General features: G+C 60.0%; 21 protein-coding genes and 3 pseudogenes. 9 read left to right on the plus strand and 15 right to left on the minus strand.

The features are described 5' to 3' along the window. Position 1: 1 nt before the first annotated feature. Positions 2-1,294, plus strand: coding sequence for a DegT/DnrJ/EryC1/StrS family aminotransferase (locus CHX26_RS09090; RefSeq protein WP_104942097.1), 1,293 nt, complete (start codon positions 2-4; stop codon positions 1,292-1,294). Between the two features lie 155 nt (positions 1,295-1,449). Here the strand turns inward: CHX26_RS09090 and CHX26_RS16285 are convergent. From CHX26_RS16285 to tnpC, 4 genes and pseudogenes are all read right to left on the minus strand, one after another. Further along, positions 1,450-1,635, minus strand: a pseudogene (locus CHX26_RS16285) (integrase core domain-containing protein); the annotation flags it as partial. Positions 1,636-1,773: 138 nt separating this feature from the next. After that, positions 1,774-2,115: an IS66 family insertion sequence element accessory protein TnpB gene (gene tnpB, locus CHX26_RS09100; RefSeq protein ID WP_066772473.1), complete on the minus strand. Its 342-nt coding sequence runs from the start codon at positions 2,113-2,115 to the stop codon at positions 1,774-1,776. Further along, entirely contained in the window at positions 2,112-2,495 is a 384-nt protein-coding gene (gene tnpA / locus CHX26_RS09105; protein ID WP_335682325.1) for an IS66-like element accessory protein TnpA, read from the minus strand. The genes tnpB (CHX26_RS09100) and tnpA overlap by 4 nt, the downstream gene beginning before the upstream one ends. Further along, a pseudogene (gene tnpC / locus CHX26_RS09110) lies at positions 2,453-3,931 on the minus strand (IS66 family transposase). Before tnpC ends, tnpA begins: the two are co-directional and overlap by 43 nt. A 128-nt stretch (positions 3,932-4,059) precedes the next feature. Between tnpC and istA the strand changes: the two are divergent. Both istA and istB read left to right on the plus strand, forming a co-directional pair. Then, a complete protein-coding gene (gene istA, locus CHX26_RS09115; RefSeq protein ID WP_104941289.1) occupies positions 4,060-5,301 on the plus strand; it encodes an IS21 family transposase in 1,242 nt (413 codons plus the stop codon). Then, positions 5,298-6,143, plus strand: coding sequence for an IS21-like element helper ATPase IstB (gene istB / locus CHX26_RS09120; RefSeq protein WP_104941290.1), 846 nt, complete (start codon positions 5,298-5,300; stop codon positions 6,141-6,143). The genes istA and istB overlap by 4 nt, the downstream gene beginning before the upstream one ends. 190 nt (positions 6,144-6,333) lie before the next feature. Here the strand turns inward: istB and tnpB (CHX26_RS09125) are convergent, their stop codons facing one another. The 5 genes and pseudogenes from tnpB (CHX26_RS09125) to CHX26_RS16290 form a co-directional block, all read right to left on the minus strand. After that, on the minus strand, positions 6,334-6,690 hold the full coding sequence (gene tnpB / locus CHX26_RS09125; protein WP_104942098.1) for an IS66 family insertion sequence element accessory protein TnpB: 357 nt from the start codon (positions 6,688-6,690) through the stop codon (positions 6,334-6,336). Further along, entirely contained in the window at positions 6,687-7,115 is a 429-nt protein-coding gene (locus tag CHX26_RS09130) for a transposase (RefSeq protein WP_104942099.1), read from the minus strand. The genes tnpB (CHX26_RS09125) and CHX26_RS09130 overlap by 4 nt, the downstream gene beginning before the upstream one ends. 313 nt (positions 7,116-7,428) lie before the next feature. Then, positions 7,429-7,515, minus strand: a pseudogene (locus CHX26_RS15680) (transposase); the annotation flags it as partial. A 143-nt stretch (positions 7,516-7,658) separates the two neighbouring features. Further along, positions 7,659-9,662, minus strand: coding sequence for a polysaccharide biosynthesis protein (locus CHX26_RS09135; RefSeq protein WP_199797823.1), 2,004 nt, complete (start codon positions 9,660-9,662; stop codon positions 7,659-7,661). Between the two features lie 38 nt (positions 9,663-9,700). Beyond that, on the minus strand, positions 9,701-10,225 hold the full coding sequence (locus tag CHX26_RS16290; RefSeq protein ID WP_104942100.1) for a tyrosine-type recombinase/integrase: 525 nt from the start codon (positions 10,223-10,225) through the stop codon (positions 9,701-9,703). A gap of 168 nt (positions 10,226-10,393) precedes the next feature. On the opposite strand from CHX26_RS16290, the gene CHX26_RS09145 reads away from it, so the two are divergent. Next, positions 10,394-11,596: an IS256 family transposase gene (locus CHX26_RS09145; RefSeq protein WP_104941947.1), complete on the plus strand. Its 1,203-nt coding sequence runs from the start codon at positions 10,394-10,396 to the stop codon at positions 11,594-11,596. Here CHX26_RS09145 and CHX26_RS09150 read toward each other — a convergent pair. Both CHX26_RS09150 and CHX26_RS16295 read right to left on the minus strand, forming a co-directional pair. Continuing rightward, the gene (locus tag CHX26_RS09150) at positions 11,568-11,984 is read right to left on the minus strand and encodes a hypothetical protein (RefSeq protein ID WP_104942101.1); all 417 of its coding nucleotides are present in this window, start codon (positions 11,982-11,984) and stop codon (positions 11,568-11,570) included. The genes CHX26_RS09145 and CHX26_RS09150 overlap by 29 nt on opposite strands. Positions 11,985-12,041: 57 nt before the next feature. After that, positions 12,042-12,125, minus strand: a complete 84-nt coding sequence (locus tag CHX26_RS16295; protein ID WP_442956928.1) for a hypothetical protein — start codon at positions 12,123-12,125, stop codon at positions 12,042-12,044. Between the two features lie 36 nt (positions 12,126-12,161). Here CHX26_RS16295 and CHX26_RS09155 point away from each other — a divergent pair, with 36 nt between their 5' ends. The 4 genes from CHX26_RS09155 (at position 12,162) to CHX26_RS09170 (ending at position 17,912) form a co-directional block, all read left to right on the plus strand. Next, positions 12,162-13,715 (plus strand): O-antigen ligase family protein, encoded by a 1,554-nt coding sequence (locus tag CHX26_RS09155; protein WP_104942102.1) that lies wholly within the window; start codon positions 12,162-12,164, stop codon positions 13,713-13,715. A gap of 87 nt (positions 13,716-13,802) precedes the next feature. Then, positions 13,803-14,507, plus strand: coding sequence for a polysaccharide biosynthesis/export family protein (locus tag CHX26_RS09160; RefSeq protein ID WP_104942103.1), 705 nt, complete (start codon positions 13,803-13,805; stop codon positions 14,505-14,507). A 7-nt stretch (positions 14,508-14,514) separates the two neighbouring features. Continuing rightward, positions 14,515-16,650: a GumC family protein gene (locus CHX26_RS09165; RefSeq protein WP_104942104.1), complete on the plus strand. Its 2,136-nt coding sequence runs from the start codon at positions 14,515-14,517 to the stop codon at positions 16,648-16,650. Positions 16,651-16,691: 41 nt separating this feature from the next. Beyond that, positions 16,692-17,912: a hypothetical protein gene (locus CHX26_RS09170; RefSeq protein ID WP_104942105.1), complete on the plus strand. Its 1,221-nt coding sequence runs from the start codon at positions 16,692-16,694 to the stop codon at positions 17,910-17,912. A 397-nt stretch (positions 17,913-18,309) separates the two neighbouring features. Here the strand turns inward: CHX26_RS09170 and CHX26_RS09175 are convergent, their stop codons facing one another. The 4 genes from CHX26_RS09175 to CHX26_RS15890 all read right to left on the minus strand — a co-directional run bounded on the left by CHX26_RS09175 (position 18,310) and on the right by CHX26_RS15890 (position 20,971). Continuing rightward, the gene (locus tag CHX26_RS09175) at positions 18,310-18,576 is read right to left on the minus strand and encodes a MarR family transcriptional regulator (RefSeq protein WP_104942106.1); all 267 of its coding nucleotides are present in this window, start codon (positions 18,574-18,576) and stop codon (positions 18,310-18,312) included. A 191-nt stretch (positions 18,577-18,767) separates the two neighbouring features. Then, the gene (locus CHX26_RS09180; RefSeq protein WP_104942107.1) at positions 18,768-19,166 is read right to left on the minus strand and encodes a JAB domain-containing protein; all 399 of its coding nucleotides are present in this window, start codon (positions 19,164-19,166) and stop codon (positions 18,768-18,770) included. Positions 19,167-19,253: 87 nt separating this feature from the next. Next, positions 19,254-20,620, minus strand: a protein-coding gene (locus CHX26_RS09185; protein ID WP_104941652.1) for an IS3 family transposase whose coding sequence is annotated in 2 segments (ribosomal slippage) — positions 19,254-20,269 and positions 20,269-20,620 — 1,368 coding nt in all. Because the reading frame shifts where the segments join, the coding sequence is not laid out codon by codon here. A gap of 183 nt (positions 20,621-20,803) precedes the next feature. Then, a complete protein-coding gene (locus tag CHX26_RS15890) occupies positions 20,804-20,971 on the minus strand; it encodes a hypothetical protein (RefSeq protein ID WP_172449767.1) in 168 nt (55 codons plus the stop codon). 545 nt (positions 20,972-21,516) lie between these two features. Between CHX26_RS15890 and CHX26_RS09195 the strand changes: the two genes are divergently transcribed. Beyond that, positions 21,517-22,005: a MarR family winged helix-turn-helix transcriptional regulator gene (locus CHX26_RS09195; protein ID WP_104942109.1), complete on the plus strand. Its 489-nt coding sequence runs from the start codon at positions 21,517-21,519 to the stop codon at positions 22,003-22,005. Positions 22,006-22,057 lie beyond the last annotated feature (52 nt).

Genomic DNA, 22,057 nt, shown 5'->3' on the forward strand with positions numbered 1-22,057 from the left:
CATGCTCAATACCGCACTACCCGTCTGGCCAAGTTTTACCGAGGAAGAGGTGGCCGCCGTTACCGCAGTGCTGCGTTCCAATCGGGTTAATTACTGGACCGGTCAGGAATGCCGTGCTTTCGAGCGCGAATTTGCCGCCTGGGCTGGAACAGAGCACGCCATCGCGCTGGCCAACGGAACAGTCGCGCTCGATCTCGCCTTGCAGGGGCTCGGCATCGGCGCCGCATATGGCGGGAGCGCTGAGGACGAAGTGATCGTGACACCGCGCACGTTCTTGGCGTCAGTCAGCTGCGTGGTGAATGCCGGCGCCATACCGGTGTTCTCGGATGTCGATGCCGACAGTGGCAATATTTCGGCTGCGACCATCGCGCCGGTCCTGACGGCACGGACTAAGGCGATTATTCCGGTGCATCTTGCAGGATGGCCGGTCGACATGGATCCGATCATGGATCTCGCCCGTCCATTGGGCATTAAGGTCATCGAAGATTGTGCGCAGGCTCACGGCGCCCGATACAAGGGGCGTAGCGTTGGCAGTATCGGTGACGTTGGCGCCTGGTCCTTTTGTCAGGACAAGATCATGACCACCGGTGGGGAAGGTGGGATGGTTACGCTTAATGACCGAGATCTCTGGTCGCGTATGTGGTCGTTTAAGGACCACGGCAAGAGCTGGGACGCCGTGTATGAACGCGCGCATCCGCCGGGGTTTCGTTGGGTGCATGAAAGCATCGGCACCAATTGGCGAATGATGGAAATGCAGGCGGCGATTGGCCGCATCCAATTGAGAAGGATGGCGGAATGGACGGCGGCGCGGGAAGCGAATGCGGCGATGCTTACCGCCGGTTTGGCGCCATTTGCTGGCCCGAACGGATTTTTGCGGTTGCCGACGCTTCGGTGCAGCGGCTGTCCGAGATGCGATGCGGCTAAGGGGTGTCGCCACGCAAATTACAAGTTATATGCCTATCTTCGGCCCGAGCGGCTACCCGCAGGATGGGATCGCGATGCCATTGTCAGGGCGATTGAGGCGGCAGGGTTTCCTGCCTATCAGGGTAGCTGCTCCGAAGTCTATCTTGAGAAAGCCTTTGATGGGTCCGGCTGGCGTCCCGCTGAGCGACTGCCGGTCGCAAGGCTGCTCGGGAAAACCAGCATCATGTTCCTGATCCATCCGACCATAGATGCAGGGACAATGGCACGCTATACTGCAGCAGTGGCGGGTGTGATGGCACAGGTGCTGGCCAACGCTCCATTTGCCGCAACGGCCCATGAAGGCCGCGGTCTGATCCCGACCGGAGCGTAGGCCGGGTTTATGCTGCGAGCGCTGCGGCGTCCGGCCCCCAGTTCCACGGCAGGAGCTGGTCGAGCTGGCTTGCCGGGTGATCGGCAATGCGGGCAAGGATATCGACGAGCTCCTGCCGCACGTGCACTGTGACCTGCCCCCCGCTGATCCCGCGGTCATAACGAGAGTCTGCCGGTTTGATATTCGTGCACGCCCGCCGGCACAAGCGCGCCGGGTGGGACGCTTCCATCTTGCAGGAACGCCCGGCGCGCTTGTGCCGGCGTTCGGTTCCCCAGAGATGAGTGCGGTCTGACGTTGTTGTAGTCGTAGCGCCAGACCGCCAGCTTGGCCTCTGCTTCTTCAGCCTTCTGGAGCGCGGAAACTAGCAGCGCCTTGAGCGCTTCAACGTCGTTCGGAAGGGGCGAGATGACGGCTTCCATAGGAGGGATGGAATCATGTTCCACCCTCTGCCGCAAGGGCAAAATGCGCCTCTTCGACGATTATCCGGCGCTCTGCGGCCGCCACGTATACTGCGGGTTGCGCCAATCGATCCCCTCCAGCAGGCAGGCCAGCTGCGAGGGGGTCAGCGATACCGTTCCCTCAGTCGCCGAGGGCCACACGAACCGGCCCTTCTCGAGCCGCTTGGCGTAGAGCGACATGCCGATCCCGTCGTGCCAGATGATCTTGATCAGCGATCCTGCGCGGCCGCGGAAAACGAACAGATCGCCGCCATGGGGATTACGCTTCAAGCCCTGCTGCACCAGCAGCGCCAGGCCCTGCATGCCCTTCCTCATATCCGTGTGGCCCAGCGCGATCCACACCCGCGCGCCGGGAGGGATCATCGCAGAGCCTTCAGCGCCGCCGCCACCAGCGCCGGCGACGCCGCAGCAAAAACGCTCAGCCGCTTGCCGCGCGGCAGGTCGATGATCATCGCGGGGTGCTCGGTGCAGCTCGCGGCCGCCGCGGGATCCTCGCCCACCACTGCTTCGGCGAACACCGCCGCCGGCAGCGCCTCGGGCAGCTCTGCTTCCTGCGCTACCCCTGTATCCAGCAGCTTGCGCCGCCAAGTGTAGATCAACCCGGACGAGACGTCATGGCGGCGGCAGACATCGGCAACCCTCGCACCCGGCGCGAACGCCTCAGCCACGATCTGCAGCCGTTCCTCAGTAAGCGGTGTTCTCAGGCCACTTGGGCGTGGGGCAGGAGCTCGTCGATCCGCGATGCGGGGTGACCGTTTGCGAGGCTGGAGAGGGTCGCGGTCAGCCAAGTATGCGGGTTGATGCCGGTGAGTTTGCAGTTTTCGATGAGCGTGGCGATCACCGCCCAGTTGTCGCCGCCCTCGTCGGAGCCTGCGAACAGGGCATTCTTACGGTTGAGAGCCAGCGGGCGGATGGCGCGCTCGACGGCATTGTTGTCGAGGTCGATGCGGCCATCGTCGAGGAAGCGGATGAGACCGTCCCAGCGGGGCAGCGTATAGCGGATCGCCTCGCCGAGACGGCTCTTGGCGCTGACCTGCCGACCGCGTGCTTCGAGGAACCTGTAGAGGTCGTCGACGATCGGACGGCTGCGCTAGGCGCGGGCGTCGCAACGCGCGTCAGCAGATAGGCCGCGGATCTCGTCTTCGATGGCGTAGAGCGACGCAATGCGGCGCAGAACTTCGGCTGCCACGGGAGAGTTCTCGGCCAGCTCGTAGAACTTGCGGCGCACGTGCGCCCAGCAGAACGCGAGCCGGATCTGCTGATGACGGCGGGCAAGAGCGGTGTAAGCGCCATAGCCATCGACCTGCAGGATGCCCGCAAAGCCTTGAAGATGCATCTCGGGCCGCGCGGCCTTGCGATCGGCGGCATAGACATAGGCGACCAGCGGCGGGTCGCTGCCACCCCATGGTCGGTCATCGCAGGCATAGGCCCAGATCTGGCCGGTCTTCGTTCGCTTGCGCCCCGGCTCGAGCACGGGCGCGGTGGTCTCGTCAGCGAACAATCGCTCTGATCGTCGCAATCGCTCGAGGATGTGGTCGCGCAAGGGGCGCAGATACCATGCTGCCCTGCCGACCCAGTCTGCAAGGGTGGAGCGATCCAGCTGGATGCCCTGCCGGGCATAGATCTGCGCTTGCCGGTAGAGCGGCAGGTGATCGGCATACTTGGCGACCAGCACCTGCGCGATCAGCGCTTCGGTGGGGATGCCGCCTTCGACGATCCGTGCCGGCGCCGGAGCCTGCACGACCGCGTTCTCGCACGAGCGGCAGCCATAGCGCGGGCGGCGGGTGACCAGCACGCGGAAGGTGGTGGGGACGACATCGAGGCGTTCGGCGATATCCTCGCCGATCTGGTGGAGCGCGCCGCCTCAGCACGAACAGGCCTTATCCTCAACGTCGACGACCTGCTCGATCCGCTCGAGATGGGCGGGCAGCGATCCGCGGTTGGTCTTGCGCGGGCGTTCGCCCCTGGCCTTGGGCACCGCGGCATCACGTGCAGCCTGCGCGCTGCCCAGCGCCGTCTCGATATCCTCCAGGGCTAGCTCGAACTGATCGGGGTCCAGTTGCTCGGACTTCCGGCCAAAACGGTGCCGCTGGAACGCTTCGATGATCGCCTGCAGCCGCTCGATCCGAGCATCGGCCTTGCCCTTGGCATCTGTCGATGCCGGATGTATTCTCCCCAAAAGTGCCGAACGAAAATTCCCCAGTTTGAGGTGAGCGCCAATTCGCTCCGGGGCTAGCCCCGGAGCGAATTGGCAACGACCCACACGGATCACCCCTATGCTTCCCGGATCGACGGGAGGCGTGGCTGGTGATCAGACTTGAGGAAATTGTCATGATCCATGACTTGAAGCGGCAGGGACTGTCGGTGTCCGCGATTGCGCGGCAGACGGGCCTTGACCGCAAGACGGTACGCAAACACCTGGCCTGCGGCGTGAAGGCGCCGGTCTACAAGCCCCGGCCACCGCGTCCGCGTGAGCTGGAACCCTATGAGCCGTACCTTCGCGATCGCGTCGCGCTGTATCCCGGGTTGTCTGGCAAGCGCTTGTTCCGCGAAATCGCTGCGATGGGGTTCAAGGGCGGCTACACGACTGTCACGGACTTCCTGCGCCAGTGCCGCCCGCCGCGAGTGGTCCAGTTCGAACGGCGCTTCGAGACACCGGCGGGACGGCAGGCCCAGGTCGACTTCGCCCAGTTCAAGGTGGCGTTCAGCGATGAGCCGGGTGTGACCCGGATCTTCTGGCTGTTCTCGATGGTGCTGGGTCATAGCCGCTGGCTGTGGGGCCGGTTCTGTCCGACCCAGGATCTGCAGACGGTGATGCGCTGCCACATCGACGCCTTCGATGCGATGGGCGGTGCCCCGTCAGAGGTGCTCTACGACCGCATGAAAACCGCGGTGATCGATGAGGATGCCGAGGGTATCGTGATCTACAATCGGTCGCTGGTTGCCTTGCTGGACCATTACGGCGCTTTGCCGCGTGCATGCCGGCCCTATCGGGCCAAAACCAAGGGCAAGATCGAACGGCCTTACCGCTATATCCGTCAGGACTTCTTCCTTGGCCGCACGTTCCGCAACGCTGATGACCTGAACCGGCAGTTCCGCGAATGGCTGGACACGGTCGCCAATGTTCGGCTGCATGCCACGACCCGGCGGATCGTGAGCGAGCACTTTGCTGAGGAGCAACCCGCACTGACGGCCTTGCCTGCAGCGCCTTACAATGCGGTGCTCACGATCGAGCGGCGGGTCAGCCATGAAGGCATGGTCTCGGTTGGCGGCAATCTGTACTCGGTGCCCGACGCCACGCGCAAACGGGTCGTGGAAGTGCAGAATCATCCCCGTGAGATCAGGATCTTCGAGGATCGCAAGCTGATCGCGGTGCATCCGGTTCTTGATGGTCGCAATCAGCGCCGGGTTGATCCGTCCCATCGGCGGCTTGCTCAACCCCGCGCGGCAACAGTGCCGCCGCCTGCAGGGCTTGAGATTACGAGGCGCTCGCTGGGCTTCTACGAGGCGGTGGGACGGCGACTGGCTGGCAGCGAGGTGCGGCCATGACGGAGATCATCGACCGTATCCGCACGAGCCTGGTTGGACTGAGAATGCCCCGTGCGCTCGAGGTGCTTGATCATACCATGCGGTGTCTGGAGCGCGGCGAAATGACCGCGCTTGAAGCCATCGATATCCTGCTCTCGCATGAGCATGGCAATCGGGAAAGCAGGCGCTTCACTGTCGGGCTCAAGACCTCACGGCTCATGCCCATGAAAACCCTTGAAGGCTTCGACTTCTCGTTCCAGCCTTCGCTGGATCGCGGCCGCATCCTCGCACTGGCGCAGCTCGACTTCATCGAGCGCGGCGAGGTGGTCCATCTGCTGGGACCGCCGGGCACGGGCAAGAGCCATCTGGCGACAGCTTTGGGCGCGGAGGCTGTCCGGGCTGGCAAGCGGGTTTACCGCGCCAGTCTGGCTGAGGTGATCGACATGCTGGTGCGCGCCGAGCGCGATGGGCGGCTTCCTGAACGGCTCCGGTTCTTCAACCGGAACACCCTTCTGATCGTCGACGAGATCGGCTACCTCCCGGTGACGCCGGGCGGTGCCAACCTCTTCTTCCAGCTGGTCAACTCCCGTTACGAGAAGGGGGCGATGATCCTCACATCCAACCGCGGCTTTGCTGAATGGGGTGAGGTGTTCGGGGATCCGGTGGTTGCAACGGCCCTGCTGGATCGCCTGCTGCACCATGCCATCGTCATCCAGATCGAGGGCGCAAGTTACCGCTTGCGCGCCCACTCCGACCTCGTGCCCGAGCACACCAGAGCGATCTCCGCCATCACCCCGCCGCCACCGCCAAAGAGACGCGGAAGGCCACCGAAGGAGCGCACACACGATCACTGGAACGGCTGATCACCGAAAACACAAACTGGGGAATTTCAACCCGGCACTTCTGGGGAAATTTTAGTCAGCGTTGACAGCATCGCTGAGATCGGCCAATGCGCGGGCCTGTTCGAGGACGAGCGCGCGCAGCGCATCGACGTCATCGGGAAGGTCCGCTTCGAGGAGCATGACCCAGTTGAATCAGTCCGCACGCACCCCGTCAAGCAGCAATCTGGGGCGGGATCGGACGGCGTCCACCATGCACGCGGCGCCAGTCCAGACCCTCGAGCAAAGCACCCAGTTGGGCGGCGGTCAGCCGCATCACGCCCTCCTGGATCCGGGGCCATCGGAAGGTGCCTTGCTCCAGTCTCTTGGCCTTCAGGCACAGGCCCGTTCCGTCCCACCAGATGAGCTTGATGCGGTCGGCGCGCTTGGCGCGGAACACGTAAATCACGCCCGAATAGGGCCTGCCGCCATACTCGGCCGCTACCAGCGCCGCGAGCGAGTCCGCTCCCTTCCTGAAATCCACGGGCTTCGTCGCCACCATCACCTTCGTGCCGGGCGCTGGGCCGATCATCGTTGCACCTGCAATGCCTGCAACACGGCAGTTGCGAGGTCGGGCTTTGCTGCGCGTCCGATCCGAACCACTGCGCCCGCTACCTCAACTTCGATCGCGACATCATCCGATAGGGGCTTGGGGCAGTCCGCAACCACCGGGATGAAGGCTGGGCCGGTCTCGTGCTCGGGCGGCCGGCTCGCCTCGAGTGCATACCGCAGCTCGCGCCGCCAGGTGTAAAGCAGTGACGATCGGACATCGTGCTCGCGGGCAAAGGCCGCGACGTTGCCGCAGCGCTCCATCTGCGCGACCATCGCCAGCTTCTGCTCCAGCGTCCACGTCCGCCGGCGGCCTGCCATCGCACGCAGAACCTCGGCACGCCCCATAGGCTCCAGACCCACTCCAGACCTGGTGTCCAGTCCGCTCGTAACGATGCCATGATCCATGACCCCAAGCGTCTGAACCAATCAGCCGTCAGCGCAAGGTGGGGCCCAGACAGCGCTTACGTTCCTCATCGCTCCACCGGCGGCGCCGCTCCGGCCCCGAAAATACCCGTCACCTGACCCACTGACCCGCTCCAAAGCACACTCTTAAGAGCACGCTTAAGAGCGCTCGCTACCTACCCACGCAAGGCGGCCCCCGCCGGATGGATACGATCGACGAGCTCCTGCCACACGCTCACGTGGCCTGAAAACACCGCTTACCCTTCGCTCAGGGAAGACTCTACATCAAATCGAGGGAGCCAGCGGGGGGCAGGTCACGGCAGACCTCCGCGACGGGCGTGCCTTCCTCGCCCTGCTTGATGACGAACGCCTTCTGCGCGTCCGTGAACTTCGATGCCTTCATGCCGTAACTCCTCGCCCAGCCAAGGATGTCTACAGCGGAAAACTCTAGCAACGAATGGTCCAGCTTTCAGGTGGCAGAGCAATCCAAAGCGCTCGTTAGTATCAGAACCTACTTGCCAAACAGCACGCGATTAGACGACCCCATCATATCGCCGTTTTTGCGCCTGTGGAGGCCAAGCACTCTAGGGTCAGTGCAGCATCAGAGGTTGCCCAAGTCAGATCGCCGATTTTGTCATCCGCAGGCATGTAGTGAAGCGGCATTTTTTCCAAAATTGCCCTAACTTCCGAAAGGTCGAATTTACTACATGCATTCTGCAGCAGTTCGAGCTTTTCCATAAGATCGCTCAGGGGCAGAGACACCTCAGATGCAGTGAAGATGCGGGGGTGTTCTGTTGACTCGGGATCATTTCCTAGCAGCAACTCTTCGTAAAGCTTTTCGCCCTTCCGGAGGCCGGTGAAGTTGATGGCAATATCAGCATCTTCAGGATTCCCCTCACTGGCATGATTGACGAAATAAGGCTTGAGGCCATGAAGCTTTACCATGGTAACCGCAAGATCCGCAATCTTCACCGGATTTCCCATGTCCAAGATAAAAACGTCGCCGCCTTGAGCCATGGCGCCCGCCTGGATTACAAGCTGCGAGGCTTCGGGAATCGTCATAAAATATCTCGTGATCTCTGGGTGCGTGACCGTCACTGGCCCACCGCTTTCAATCTGCGCCGCGAAGCGCGGAATCACGGAGCCCGACGAGCCAAGCACATTGCCAAACCGAACCATGGAGTAGATCGTCCCGGTATCTTGCTGGGCCAGGCCCTGACAAATCAATTCGGCAATACGCTTTGTGGCGCCCATTACATTTGTAGGCCGCACCGCTTTATCGGTGGAGATAAGAATGAAGCGCTCGACACGATTTTCGTGCGCCGACCTTGCAGCGGCCAGTGTGCCAAAAACGTTGTTGCGGATCCCCTCAACAACATTCTCCTCGACGATCGGGACGTGTTTGTACGCGGCCGCATGGTAGATGGTCTCGACCTTAAAGGCCTTCATCACGGAGCCGAGGCGCGCTTCGTCCTGAACTGATCCCAAAATCGGGATGATCTTGGTACTTGTCCCAAGCCGCTTTCCTGCTTCCGAAAGTTCTCCTTCGATGGAGTAGAGCGCTAGCTCGGATATCTCGTAAAGTACGAGCGCCAGAGGGTCCTGATCCAAAATCTGCCGGCACAGTTCGCTTCCGATCGAGCCACCTGCTCCGGTGACCATCACGACTTTGCGTGTTATGCTCTGCCCGAGCAGTTGCTCGTCGGGCGGAACTGGGTCTCTGCCAAGAAGCTCCTCAGGCGTGACATGGCGAAGCTGAGATATCTTGGCCTTGCCGGCGATGATGTCTGACAGGCTCGGGATAGTTTTCACCTCGAGGTCGAGCATTTCCAAGTGTGACAAGATCTCTCGGCGTCTTGCGGGACCGATGTTGGGCACTGCCAAAAGGATAGCATCGAGCGGCATGCTGATCTTCAATTGCGTCAGCTCATTTGGCGCATAAACGCGGCAGCCGCCAATGATCAGGCCTTGCAATCGAGGATCGTCGTCGATGAAGGCAATCGGGGAATAATCCCGACCGTGGAATAGCGAGTTAAGGAGCTCAAGACCTGCCTCGCCCGCGCCATAGATTGCCACGGGCCGCTTTGATAGCTGCAAGGGGCCGCGAAAAATCTGTCGAACAAGGAACCGGAAGCCGCCGATGGACAGAAGCGCAAAGGTGGCCGTCATGATCGGTACCGACCTAGGTATTCCTCGGTCTCCAAACGCATTGAGCAGCAGCATCGCGAACGCCAACACCGCAACACCGCGCCCGATTGCGACAATAATCCGTCCGGTCAGAAAGCGGACCAGGGTCCTATAAAGGCCGGAGAGCCCGAATGTTGCAAGCGCTGCTGCTGCGGAGAGGGCAAATACCAGCCAGACCTTGAGATTATTGGCAAAGGCCACGCTTTCCAGACGGATGGCCATGGCAAAAGTGAAGCAGCCCAAAAGGACCACGCTGTCTGCAGCAACCTGAATGGCGATCTTTGCTGGCCGGTTGGTGCCCGCCAAAAGCTTGACAAGGCGGTTCATCAAATGCCCCAGTCTGGCGATTGCGACTATTTCCATGGCGAGCTCTCTAGAGGACGCTGTTTCAGCGGGCAACTCTAACAAACGCCTGCTATATGAGCGTCGCAGCACCCGAGCTTAGGCCAAAACATTTTGCCGCGCCTGCTCCAGGTACTGGGCGAGTACGGTGACCGACTTCCGCCCCCCGCGCGCATGATGGCCGCGATATCGAATCCGCGCTTCAAGAGATCCCGCGCAGCCCCGACCCGCATAGAGTGTCCACTGAATGCTGCGATCTCGGCAGCTGTTAGACCGGCTTTGGCAGCGGCTTCATAGATGATCCGGCGGACGGTGGTTTTCTCGCGGCAGCGGTCGATAATCTTTCCTCTGTAGATCGGGCAGAACAACCATTGCGTGCCCGGGCCTCTCATGGCCACCCAGCCGCGTAGCAGGTCGGCGGTGCGCCGTGAGGTGTAGGCAATTTGACCGTTGCGGAACGGGTCTGACTTGCTACGACGGATAAACACCCGAAGCGTACCGGTCCCGTCGTCGGTTACATCGCTATCGCGCAGCCCCACAAGTTCGGATTGCCGGGCCAAGAGCCCATATCCAAGCGCCAGCATCGCGCGATTTTGGTCGTGTCCCCGGCCGTGGTGTAGGTTCTGAGGGTTAGCGCTGCTGGCTGGCTGCGCGCTTTCGATATAGCGCTGTAGCAGCCAGCCAGCAGCGCGGGTGGTCACCGCAGTTTTCGGATAGGTTTGGGTTGCGAAGCTCGAACCTGGAGAACCACGATGACCGATTCCTTGATGCACTTGCGCGCGCTGGTCGAGAAGGCCCCCGACGCGGATATTTTGCGCGACATGATCTCGTTTGCCGCCGGGCGGTTGATGGAGATGGAGGTTGGCGGGCTGACAGGCGCTGGCCACGGTGAGAAGTCCGCTGATCGGCTTGTCCAGCGCAACGGCTATCGCGAACGCGACTGGCAGACGCGCGCTGGCACGGTAGAGCTGCGCATCCCCAAGCTTCGCAAAGGCAGTTACTTCCCCGGCTTCCTCGAGCCACGCCGGATGGCCGAACGGGCGCTGACGGCGGTGATCCAGGAAGCCTATGTGCACGGTATCTCGACCCGCTCGGTCGATGATCTGGTCAAGGCGCTGGGCATGGATGGCATTTCGAAGAGCCAGGTCAGCCGCCTGTGCGAAGAGCTCGACGAGAAGGTGAACGCCTTCCTTGATCGCCCGATCGAGGGCGACTGGCCCTACCTTTGGATCGACGCCACCTATGTCAAAGTCCGTCAGAATGGCCGGATCGTATCGGTTGCGGTTATCATCGCGGTCGGCGTCAACAGCGATGGACGCCGCGAGGTGCTGGGCATGGATATCGGGCCGTCGGAGGCCGAACCCTTCTGGACTGCGTTCCTGCGCAAACTGACGCGCCGAGGGCTGCGCGGGGTGAAGCTGGTAATCTCCGATGCGCACGAAGGCATCAAGGCGGCTGTCTCCAAGCTGCTGTGTGCTACATGGCAACGCTGCCGTGTCCACTTCATGCGCAATGCGCTGGCCCATGCCGGAAAGAGCGGTCGGCGCGTCGTGTCCGCGTTCATCGGCACCGCCTTCGCACAGGAAACGCCCGAGGCGGCCAGTCAGCAATGGCGCTCCGTTGCCGACCAGATGCGCCCAAAACTGCCAAAGCTCGCCGCTTTGATGGACGATGCCGAGCCTGACGTGCTGGCCTACATGACGTTCCCAAAGGAGCATCGGGCCAAGTTACACAGCACGAATCCCATCGAACGTTTAAACGGCGAAATCAAACGCCGCACCGAAGTCGTCGGGATCTTCCCCAACGAGGGCGCGATCAACCGCCTGATCGGCGCGATCCTCATGGAACAATCCGACGAATGGGCTGTCCAGCGGGCACGCTACATGACACTTGAAACCATGGCGCCAGTCAGCGACAATCCCATCGTCATGCTGTCAGCTGTGCCTGGCGCATGACCGGCTCAAACCGATGCCGAAATCGGCGGTAGCCCAGATAAGCTACACCACGCCGTGGGACACGATCTGTGAATTCGTTTGATCCTCCGGAGCGCCAGACTGAGCCATAAGTTGGGTAAGGCAGCTTCAGTAGCCGGTGGGCCTTGCGGATCGCGTACAGCCGGCGCAGAGCATTGGACGGTGCCTTGTCCTCGGTCTGGTCCTTGAGGAACTCGAATACCCGCTCGAGCAGCGTGGGGAATGGATCGGAAATCCCGCGGGCAAGACACCAGTTCTCGAACGCTTCGGCATCGGGCTGATAGCTGCGCATCGTCGTCGTCGGGTCGGCGCCCTCGATGTGCGCGAACTGGCCGTGCCAATCAGACAGAACCTTGGTGCCTTTTGTCACTCATGCGGCGGATGAAGCAGCAAACAGCTCATCGCCGAGCTTGGTGATTTTCTCCCGTCAGGCAAGCCGCGCGAGCCAATGCTCCGGGATGCCCTGCACACCCCAGGTTGCGCCCGCTAGCTGGCCCGCAATTGCTGCGATCGTGTCGACCTATTGAGCCGGAGCAAATGCTCGATAATGCGCAATGGCCCTTTTTTTGCCAGTCCGTGCTTTTTCGCGTTTCGGGAAAGCGCTCGCGAAGCCTTTCTCATTACCGTGAAGCTCGCTACGGAGAGGCAACATGGCGGAAAAGGGCACTTGAAGTTGACAAATGGGCGGAAGATTATCCGGCGGCTCTCGGTATCGGCCATTTCGGACACATGGGCATCGAAGCGAGAGTCGCACTGGGTATGGGTAGGGGCATTCATTGTAGCTCTTGCCCTTCTTGGCGGCAGCTCGCGGCCAGACCCTGTTCAGAACGCACTTCTGCAGCCGATCGCGGCTCTCTTGCTGATCCCAGCAATCGTTAAGCTTCGTGGGCGAGATCTGGAGCGGGGGAGGGCGCTCTGCATCTTTCTCGCGTCTTTGCTGGTTTGGATGACAATTCAGCTCCTGCCTTTGCCATCTGGCTTTTGGGTAGAACTTCCCTCCATGCCTGTGATTGATGAAATCGATCAGCTTGCTGGAATTGAGGACGCCTGGCGTCCGATGTCTGTGGCTCCTTTTCGCGGGCTGAACTCGCTTTTTGGCCTCATCATTCCCCTGAGCGCCCTATTGCTCGCTCTGACCATGAGGTGGCCGTCGCGACTTTTGCTGTTTGCTATTGTCGCCATTGGCCTGATCGATGCCTTGTTTGGCATGCTTCAGGTCGTCGGTGGTGCCGGAAGCGTGTTCTATCAGTATGCGTTCTCCGGAAGTGGTGTCCCCGTCGGCATCTTTGCCAACGAGAACCATTCTGCCGTCTTCTCGGCTATAGTCTTGCTGATTTTGACGAGGCTCGCGCTTGAAGCGCCCGCGCAGAAAGATCCGCCTTGGGTAAGGCTGTCGTTTGCTCCAGCATTCATCCTGATCCTACTGTCGGTTCTGATTACCGGTTCGCGGGCCGGCTTTATTGCAGCGCTCGCTGCGCTTGTTGCATCGTCATGCATGATATGGCCGGCCATGCGCCGGTCTCTGATGGCTGAGGGACAGAAGCAGCACAGACCAATCTGGCGAAGCCCGGCTGGTCTAGCCCTTGGTGGATGTGCAATGGCGATTTTGCTGGTTGTTTTGGCATTCATCTGGTTCGAGCGAACGCCGGCGATGGACGATATTCTCGAGCATAGTTCCTTTGAGGATTTGCGTTGGTCGCTGTTGCCGATCCTTACCAGCATGGCTTCCGAACACTGGCTCGTGGGAACTGGTTTCGGATCATTTGATGCTGTTTATCGCTCGTATGAGCCAACCGCGCTTCTCTTACCCGCCTACGTCAATCATGCGCATAACGATTGGCTGCAATTGATCATCGAGGGTGGGTTGCCATCGATGATCATTTTTTCCGGATTGCTGGTATGGATCATGTGGGCTGTCGCTTTGGCGGGCAGGGGAACTCCGCTGAGACGCGAGAGATTGATATTCTGGTTGGCCGCCTTAGCCATTATCGCGGCGGCTTCTTTTGTGGACTACCCGCTTCGTACCCCGTTGTTTCAGGCAGTAGGGGTTTGGTTGCTGATTTGCCTCTCGTCGGACCGCGTGAACTTGGCTTCCAATTGACACGCCCGAGGAATCCTGACTCTTTGATAGGGGGTTGGCGTGCTGCAGCGATCCGCTAAGGGTGCTTTCGAGAATCAAAGGGGCACCATGAGCAAGCTTCCGAAATACCTTCTTATTGCTGCCATCGCTGGCTTGGTTGCAGGCTGCGCGGTCAATCGTAGTGTTGGCCTCGCGCCCGAAGTGACACTGACTACGCTTGAGGATCTGCCCCCTCCGCGTGGCGATATCTCCTACCTCATCGGTCCTCAGGAAAAGCTTGAGATCGAGGTCGTAGGCGCGAAGACATTGAGCGGAACCTTCCTCACCGACGTCGATGGACAACTGGCCTTTCCGTTCATCGGAACGGTTGTCCTTGACGGTAAGTCTCCGGCTGAGGCGTCAAACCTGATCGCGGAGCGCCTTCGCGGGCGCTATCTCCGCGACCCCCAAGTTCGTGTAATCCCTGAGGACTTTCCGGTTCCCTCTGTTTCCGTTGGTGGCGAGGTCAGGAAGCCCGGGAGTTATCCGGCGATCGGCAAGCAGACACTGCTGCGGGTGGTCAACCAGGCCGAGGGTCTGACGCAATATGCGAAAGCCGATGATGTTCTCGTTCTGCGGACCGTTGCGAATGAGCGTTACATCGGCGTTTACAACCTCAGGGCCATTGAACGCGGCAATTATCCTGACCCGCAAATCTTTCCCAATGATGTCGTGATAGTTGGAAACTCTCCTGAGCGTCGCAGGCTTGAAGAGCTCCTGCAAATCTTCCCGCCCCTTATCACAAGCGCAACTATTCTGATTGCGCAGCAGTAGAAAACCCATGAATGAACAGAATGTGATGACGGTTGATCGCGCAGCAGCATTTGAGCGCTATTCAGCTGATGTTGGCGGATTCCATCTCGACCTTGAGCGCTACTGGATCGAAGCTCGAGCGCTTCGTCTTTGGCTCGGCGGGATCGTTGTTGTTGCCCTCCTCGTCGCGCTGATCGCCACGCTACTTGCGACAGAGCTTTTCCGCGCGACTGCCCGAATTGAAGTCTCGCAGATTACCGCCAACGTTACCGACATTGATCCTGTCGAGAACGAATCCCGCGTGTCCGAAATGCAGTATCTGAACACGCAATATCAGCTGTTGGAATCCCGGTTCATGGCCGGGCGCGTGCTCAAGGCGGGGAACCTGCTCCGGGACGAGGAATTCATCGAGGCCTTCGGTCTCGACCAGAAGGATGATCTTTCCGAACGAGACGTTGAGAAGGTTCTGCTCGACAACATCTCGGTGAGTCCCCTTAGGCAGTCCAGTCTTGTCGATGTCTCCTTTTCAAGCCCTGAGCCTTTGGTCTCCGCCAAGATCACGAACCTTTGGGCAGATGAGTTCATCGCGGCCAACTACGAAAAGCGCTTTGGATCAAACATTGACGCCCGAGAGTTTTTGACCAGGCAAATCGCAGAGCTGCGCGAGAAACTTTCTGTCTCGGAAAAGCAGTTGGTTGACTATGCAAATGCCAATGAGATCCTGGTGCTTTCGGCATCAAGCGATAAGCAAGGAGCCGAAACGGCTGCTCAGACCCTGATCGCGACTGACCTTGCAGCTTTGAACGAAGCGCTTGCAAAGGCGGTGACTGATCGCATTGCTGCACAGGCCGCGCTCGCTTCAGGCGACTTCCCCAGCCAAGATCCCAGGAATGCGCTGCGTGCTGACCTTGCCAAGGCCGAGGCCGAGCTCGCCAGCCTGCGTTCCAATTTTGGCCCGGGGTTCCCTCCTCTCATTGAAAAAGAAGCTGAGGTAAACTCGCTCAAGTCCTCGCTGGCGGCAGAGTCGCGGGCGGCATTGCGGGCCGCAAGCAGCCGCGAACGCGAACTTCGCGCAAAACTCGAGGAAGCCAAAGGACTCTTCCTTGGCCAGCAAGATCTCGGTATTCAATATGGTATTCTCAAGCGCGAGGTTGATACCAACCGAGAACTCTATGATGCGCTCCTTCAGCGCTTTAAGGGGCTTGAGGCTTCAGGCGCCGGTCAGAACAATATCAAGCTTATCGATAAGGCAGATGTTCCGCTCGAGCCGTATTCGCCGTCGCTGGTGATCAATCTTGCCATTGGGCTCCTTGCCGGGCTCGGTTTGGCTGTGGCACTTGTCTATCTGCGCGTGATGCTGAGCCAGACTGTCAAGGATCCTCAGGATGTGACGCGCAGGCTTGGCCTGCCCATTCTCGGGATGATCCCTAAGAGCGATTCCACAGACATCCGGCAGGAGGTACTGATCCGCTCCTCCGAGCTCAGCGAGGCGTACAAGTCTGCGCGGACGAATCTGACGTTCCTTACACCTATGGGTGCGCCGAAGGCCCTTATGCTCACATCGTCGGTTCCGTCCGAGGGCAAGAGCCTTTCCTGTCTCGCTTTGGCGACGAGTTTTGTTCAGCTGGGCAAGCGCACGCTCCTCATCGATGCCGACCTTCGCAACTCTCGTATGCAAGGTATTCTGGGCGAAAGTTTCGACAAGAAGGGCGGCCTGGCTGCGCTTCTGTCCGGCAATGCATCAGACCTTAAAGATCAGGTGGCAAGCATCGAGGACTTCGGTTTCGACTATCTGCCGCATGGCTACACACCGCCAAACCCTGTCGAACTGCTTGCCAGCGCCCGCTTCAGGGAACTGCTGGAAGAGGCAAAGGCCGCTTACGATCAGATTATCGTCGACAGTGCTCCGATGTTAAGCCTTGCGGACGCCATTGAGCTTTCCCGCGCTGTCGACGGGGTGGTCTATGTCATCGAATCCGACCGCATCAAGATCAGGGTGATCGAGAACGCGATCGAAAGGCTGACACGTACAGGCGCCCAGGTCTATGGCGCAATCGTGACCAAGCTCGATGCCAATGCAGCCGGATACGGCTATGGTTACGGATACGGCTATGGCTACGGCTATGGGGCTACGTCGGAACTCGAGAAGTCCGCGCAGGATTGATCAGCTTGGAGGGGTAGGCATTGTCTTTGCAGCTTCATACGGTGAAAGGGATTGTGGCCAGTGCGGTCGCGATTCCGCTCGCCGTTGTTGCAGGCGCCCATGCCCTCAGTAGTGCCAGCGTCAGGAACGCGCCTGAGCTTGCCGTGGCCATCTGGCCGGCAAACGGTGCGGCGCTCGAGAAGCTCGCCTACCGGTCCTTCGTCGAGGATGTCCGCAGCACTCTGAACACGCCAGGCGGCCAAGAGGGTGCAGACGATCTGTCTGGCGACGAGCTCAACAAGCAGATATCGGTGGGGCAGGGCGACCTGCAGAGATTTGCCTCCGATGCCGCCTCGGCGGCGAGGGAGGCGCTGAGATATGAGCCACTCTCGTCAAAGGCCCACGCAGTCCTTGCGCTTTCCGAGCCTGATCCGTCCCGGCAACGCCGCATCATTGAACTGGCATCAAGCCTCAATCGGCGTGAACTGGCCCTTCAGGGGCTGGTGCTTCAGTCGAAGATCGATGCGCAGGATTATGCGGGTACGATGGAAACGCTCGACCAGATCCTGCGCGTCTATCCTCAGCGCAGAGCGGAGTTTTACCCTTATCTCACTGCAGCGCTGAGCGAAGAGGCGACCATACCCGCTTTCCGCAAGCTGCTGGCAGATCCCCTGCCGTGGCGCGACAGCTTCCTTATGCATGCCCTGAGGGACCCGGCCGCCACCAGAAACCTTGGGGTCATCCGCCAGTCCATTGCACTCGACAACGCGGAATTTGATCGCGCGCTCATCGCGACACTGGTTCGCAATGGCGAGCTCGGCGCAGCTGCAACACTCTATGGCAAGTTTGCAAGCGCTCGCGGCCGAACAGCGCGATCGGGTTGGGCAGCGGACTTTCCGCCCTTCGACTGGGCTTTCGCCGATGAGCCCGGGCTGAGAGCCCAGCTCGCCAAAGGTGGTGACACGCTGGAATTCACCATTGATTCTGGCAATGGCGGCGCCCTCGCATCGCGCCTGCTGGCGCTGCCTGATGCGCCTTTTACCATTGTCGTCAAACACGAGGTTGGCCCGAACTCGTCTGTGAAGGACCTCAAGCTGCTTCTGGCATGCCCGGGGCAAGCCAGCCCATTCTTCGAGGCTTCCTTTGCTGACAGCAATGGGACCTTTGTTGTCAGCCAGCGGCCGCGCTGCACCTATGTCAATCTCGTGCTCTCAGGGCGCGCCTGGACAGACGGCGATGCGCTTGAAGGTACGATCACGAGCGTCACTGTTAAGCCCGGTTGAGGCAGCACGGGATTTGCATTGTCGCGCGTAGCGGCGCCTCTAGCAAAGGCTGGGCCCTGCCTGTAAAGGATACTCGAAAGGACTCGATGCCTCCCTGAAGTTCGCCTACCATGGCGTCTATGCATGCGCTTCTGCCGCTCGATTGGCCGCGCTGCTGCTGCACCAGCCTTTTTTCAATGGAGCAACCGGATTTGCGATCTGTGAGGTCATGGCTTGCCGAGCGTCTTGGGCTCCGCGCCGAGGCCGCCCAAAATGGCGACTGGTGGGAGATTGACCTTATCCTCGTGCTCTTTTTCGGATCTGTGGCCGCCGGTCTTATTGCGCTACTGTCCTGATGATCGCCTGTGGCCAATGCGCGCAGCGCTTCAATTCTGTTCATTGTGCCTTGGGCCGGGTGTCATTCATATAGCGCAAGGATCGTTCTGACGATCGCCTGACCCTTTTCGCTCAGCAAGAAGCTCATGGGCTTCGGGGCTTGATCGTCGATCTCTCTCACGACCAGACCCGCCTCAATCAAGGCAGCCATCTGGCGCGCGGCGGTGCCCTCCGAAATGCCCCAGGATGCGATCCGATCCTCGAGCGTTACACTCCACCCCTGCAGGCGAAAGACAAACAGGTCGAGAAGGATCACCCAGGCCCTGTCCGAGATGATCTGAGCAGGCATATATCGCCGGCGAACAGCATAACGATCAAGCTCGCGGGCGGCACCGAGAAGCAGTTCTCGGTCACTCGGCAAGAGTGCTTCATCAATTCGGGGTACAGACCAAGCAGCACCTAGGCCCTGAGCAACCCTTGCTTCCGCTGCGCTATACAGCGCTTCCAGCGAGGGCGATGGCCCGCGAGGCGCTCCTTTACTCAAAACAGTCCCCTATCCTTCATGCTTGTGACCTCACGCGCACCCACCACAAAATGGTCGTCGATCGTCAGGCCAAGATCACTTGCCTGACGGCTCAAAAGTCGCGTGTGTTCAATGTCTAAAAGGCTGGGGTGAGCGCAGCCGGAAGGATGGTTGTGAGCAAGCAGAATTCGACGAGCGTCGAGATTCAAGGCACGACTGAAGACGCGCCGGGGCGTGAGAACAACATGAGCCTCCTGCCCCTCAGCAATAACCTCCTCGCTGATCACATATCCTTCAGCGTCGGCGAAAAATGCGATCATGCGCTCCTCGCTCAGGTTTCGCATCATCATGAGCAGGTAGGAGCACAGCGAACTACGATCCTCACCCAACCTCGTGCGAACCAGCCTTTCCCGCATGCCATCATTAATCTGTCCGTCGTCAGAACATTTGGCGCAACTCGCGGCGTAGATTAGCGGAGAGCGGGCCTCGTCTGGGGGTTGATGTTAGGCGGCGAGCTTGCGGTGCTGCAAGCGCCGATGTTCGATGGTCTGTCGCTTGATCCTTTCACGCTGTTTGATGATCGCCGGAGCCCTACCGAAGTAGGCGTCGGCGGGCGTCACGTTGGCCAGGCTTTCGTGGTAACGCTGGTGGTTGTAGTGCTCGACGAAGGCCTCGATCTGGGCCTCGAGGTCGCCGGGCAAGAAGTAGTTTTCCAAGAGGATGCGGTTTTTCAGGGTCTGGTGCCAGCGCTCGATCTTGCCCTGGGTCTGAGGGTGGCACGGTGCTCCGCGCACGTGGCTCATCTCGTTGGCCTCGATGTATTCCGCCAGTTCACCCGCGATGTAGCTGGGACCATTGTCGCTGAGCAGCCTGGGTTTGTGCAGCACCGTGGCGCTGTCGCAGCCGGAAGCTGCCAGGGCGAGGTCCAGCGTCTCGGTCACGTCTTCGGCCCGCATGTTGGTGCAAAGCTTCCAGGCGATGATGTAGCGCGAGAAGTCGTCGAGCACGGTGGAGAGATACATCCAGCCCCACCCTATGATCTTGAAGTAGGTAAAATCGGTCTGCCACATCTCGTTCGGCCGGGTGGTCTTGGTGTGGAACTGATCGGCGGCCTTGATCACCACATAGGCCGGGCTGGTGATCAGGTCGTGGGCCTTCAGCAGACGGTAAACCGTGGATTCCGACACAAAGTAGCGCTTCTCGTCGGTAAACCGCACCGCCAGCTCGCGCGGTGACAGCTCGGACTGTTCCAGCGCCATCTCGACGATCTGGTCCTGCACCTCGGGTGCAATGCGGTTCCACACCCGGCCCGGCGCCGATGGCCGGTCTTCCAGCGCCTCCGGCCCGCCCTCAAGGTAGCGGTCATACCAGCGGTAGAACGTCCGGCGGGCGATGCCGAGCTGGTCCAGCGTGCGCTTGGCAGGCAGATGCGATTGCTCGACGATCCTGATGATCTCGAGCTTCTCGGATGCGGGATACCTCATTCGTCGCCCTCCCCATCCGCAATCATGCTTTTTTTCAGCAGCCGGTTCTCGAGCGTCAGATCGGCGACGCATTCCTTCAAAGCGCGGGCTTCGCGTCGCAGATCCTGCACTTCGCCAGTGGTCGCGGCACGGGCAGTGTCACCGGCCAGGCGGCGCTTGCCCGCTTCCATGAACTCCTTCGACCAGGTGTAATACAGGCTCTGAGCGATGCCTTCCTTGCGGCACAGCTCGGCAATGCTGTCCTCGCCACGTAGCCCGTCGAGCACGATGCGGATCTTGTCTTCGGCCGAGAAATGGCGACGGGTTGCACGCCGGATGTCCTTCACGACCTTCTCAGCAGGGGCCTTTGTGGGAGGGGATTTTTTCAAGGAGGGTTGGGTCTTCATCTTCGTTCCTTCGTCACTACGACGAAGCCCCAACCCTCCTTAAATCACAACCTCAAATCTGTGCCATTGGTGCTGACGGGGGACAGCATGCTGCTTTTCTGTCAGCGAATCGAAGAGAGGAAAGGCGTCTTCGGGCGACATGGCCGTGAGTTTACGGCCAACTAACGCAGTGAGCAATGCGCCTCAGGAGGAATCTTTGTCCCTCAAGGCCCTCAGCTTATCGATAGCCGAGGACAGATCGATAGCCGCAAAGATGTACCCCTCTTCGTCACAGATGCGCATCGCGTCCATCGCAAGAGCAATGGCGCGGTCAACTTGCTTCTGTTCGGGCGACGGCGAAGGTTCACTCATAAACGTTAATATATCCCGGGCACTCAATAGCCTGCAAAAGCATCACCAATCAAGGCGAGAAAAATACCCACAACGGTGTGGGATCGGGGATTTCTATCCGGACCGATTGGAAACTCGGCCCTTGTCCCTAATTGCAACAAAATGATTGCCCGCCCTCTGGGCAAGTCGAAGACCGGTCCAAGCCTCATCGCCAGATCCACCGCCTCTTGATTGATGACAACTCCTCTCCGGGATCAACGCAAGACGGCAAGACCTTTCCGCACTGTCAAATTTGCGCATGCGCCATGCGGATCGAATGGTTAACGTGCGTGAGATTAATGGTTAACGTGTGGGAGATGAAGCTCACATGAAGAGGCTCCAGGCCATGTCGTTTGAGGATGACACGCCGCTTTCCCTCTCTTCGCTCGCGCGGCGGCATTGACATGATTAAGTGTTCATACGGATACGATGCTCATGGCGCATATGGCTAATCAGGTTAGGAACCAAAACGGATCAAGTTCGTAGAAAGTTTTACAAGAGTTAACCACGTTTCGAAGGAGGAGGAAATGCGCGCTGACCTTGTCCCAAACACTGATACGAACGTCTCAGACGAAAAGGTGATCAGTCATTTCGAAGTGCATCAGGGTATCGCTGATCAGATGGAAGCTCTTGCGATTGAATTGAGGAGCATCCCCGGTAGCTCGGTTGATACCGTACCGTCGCCAGCGACGCTTCAGGCGGTCCTGCGCAAGGTCTATTCTGCCCGCCGGAAGGTCGATGAGATCTTCGGCATGCAAGGGTTTGCGGTCAGTCCGGCATGGGACATCATGATGGACCTCTATCAGGCGCTTGACCGAGGAAAGGCTGTGTCAATCACCAGCGCTTGCATCGGGTCCGCCTGCCCGCCCACGACGGCGCTGCGCTGGCTTCAGGCCCTCGAAAACATGCAACTGATCGAACGCAGCCAGGATGCGTTCGACAAGCGCCGAAGCGTTGTCACTTTGACAGAAGGCGCCAAGGTCAAGATCGCAAGCGCGCTCGCCGTGTACCTCTGATGATTTAGAGGACTCCGCTGGACATTGCCAGGACCGCGGGGGCCGCTGATCG

The sequence above is a fragment of the Porphyrobacter sp. HT-58-2 genome, from assembly GCF_002952215.1.
In the GTDB taxonomy this organism is placed as follows: Bacteria; Pseudomonadota; Alphaproteobacteria; order Sphingomonadales; family Sphingomonadaceae; genus Erythrobacter.

Excerpts from the sequence above, each read along its gene's own strand:
- tnpB (WP_104942098.1), bottom strand. The coding sequence starts at position 6,690 with ATGATCGGCCCAGCGCCCGGCACGAAGGTGATGGTGGCGACGAAGCCC.
- CHX26_RS09130 (WP_104942099.1), bottom strand. The coding sequence starts at position 7,115 with ATGGATCATGGCATCGTTACGAGCGGACTGGACACCAGGTCTGGAGTG.
- CHX26_RS09145 (WP_104941947.1), top strand. The coding sequence starts at position 10,394 with ATGACCGATTCCTTGATGCACTTGCGCGCGCTGGTCGAGAAGGCCCCC.
- CHX26_RS09155 (WP_104942102.1), top strand. The coding sequence starts at position 12,162 with ATGCGCAATGGCCCTTTTTTTGCCAGTCCGTGCTTTTTCGCGTTTCGG.
- istB (WP_104941290.1), top strand. The coding sequence starts at position 5,298 with ATGACGGAGATCATCGACCGTATCCGCACGAGCCTGGTTGGACTGAGA.
- CHX26_RS09160 (WP_104942103.1), top strand. The coding sequence starts at position 13,803 with ATGAGCAAGCTTCCGAAATACCTTCTTATTGCTGCCATCGCTGGCTTG.
- CHX26_RS09135 (WP_199797823.1), bottom strand. The coding sequence starts at position 9,662 with ATGGAAATAGTCGCAATCGCCAGACTGGGGCATTTGATGAACCGCCTT.
- CHX26_RS09165 (WP_104942104.1), top strand. The coding sequence starts at position 14,515 with ATGAATGAACAGAATGTGATGACGGTTGATCGCGCAGCAGCATTTGAG.
- CHX26_RS09180 (WP_104942107.1), bottom strand. The coding sequence starts at position 19,166 with ATGCGGGAAAGGCTGGTTCGCACGAGGTTGGGTGAGGATCGTAGTTCG.
- CHX26_RS09175 (WP_104942106.1), bottom strand. The coding sequence starts at position 18,576 with ATGCCTGCTCAGATCATCTCGGACAGGGCCTGGGTGATCCTTCTCGAC.
- CHX26_RS09090 (WP_104942097.1), top strand. The coding sequence starts at position 2 with ATGCTCAATACCGCACTACCCGTCTGGCCAAGTTTTACCGAGGAAGAG.
- CHX26_RS09195 (WP_104942109.1), top strand. The coding sequence starts at position 21,517 with ATGCGCGCTGACCTTGTCCCAAACACTGATACGAACGTCTCAGACGAA.
- CHX26_RS16290 (WP_104942100.1), bottom strand. The coding sequence starts at position 10,225 with ATGCTGGCGCTTGGATATGGGCTCTTGGCCCGGCAATCCGAACTTGTG.
- tnpB (WP_066772473.1), bottom strand. The coding sequence starts at position 2,115 with ATGATCCCTCCCGGCGCGCGGGTGTGGATCGCGCTGGGCCACACGGAT.
- CHX26_RS15890 (WP_172449767.1), bottom strand. The coding sequence starts at position 20,971 with ATGAGTGAACCTTCGCCGTCGCCCGAACAGAAGCAAGTTGACCGCGCC.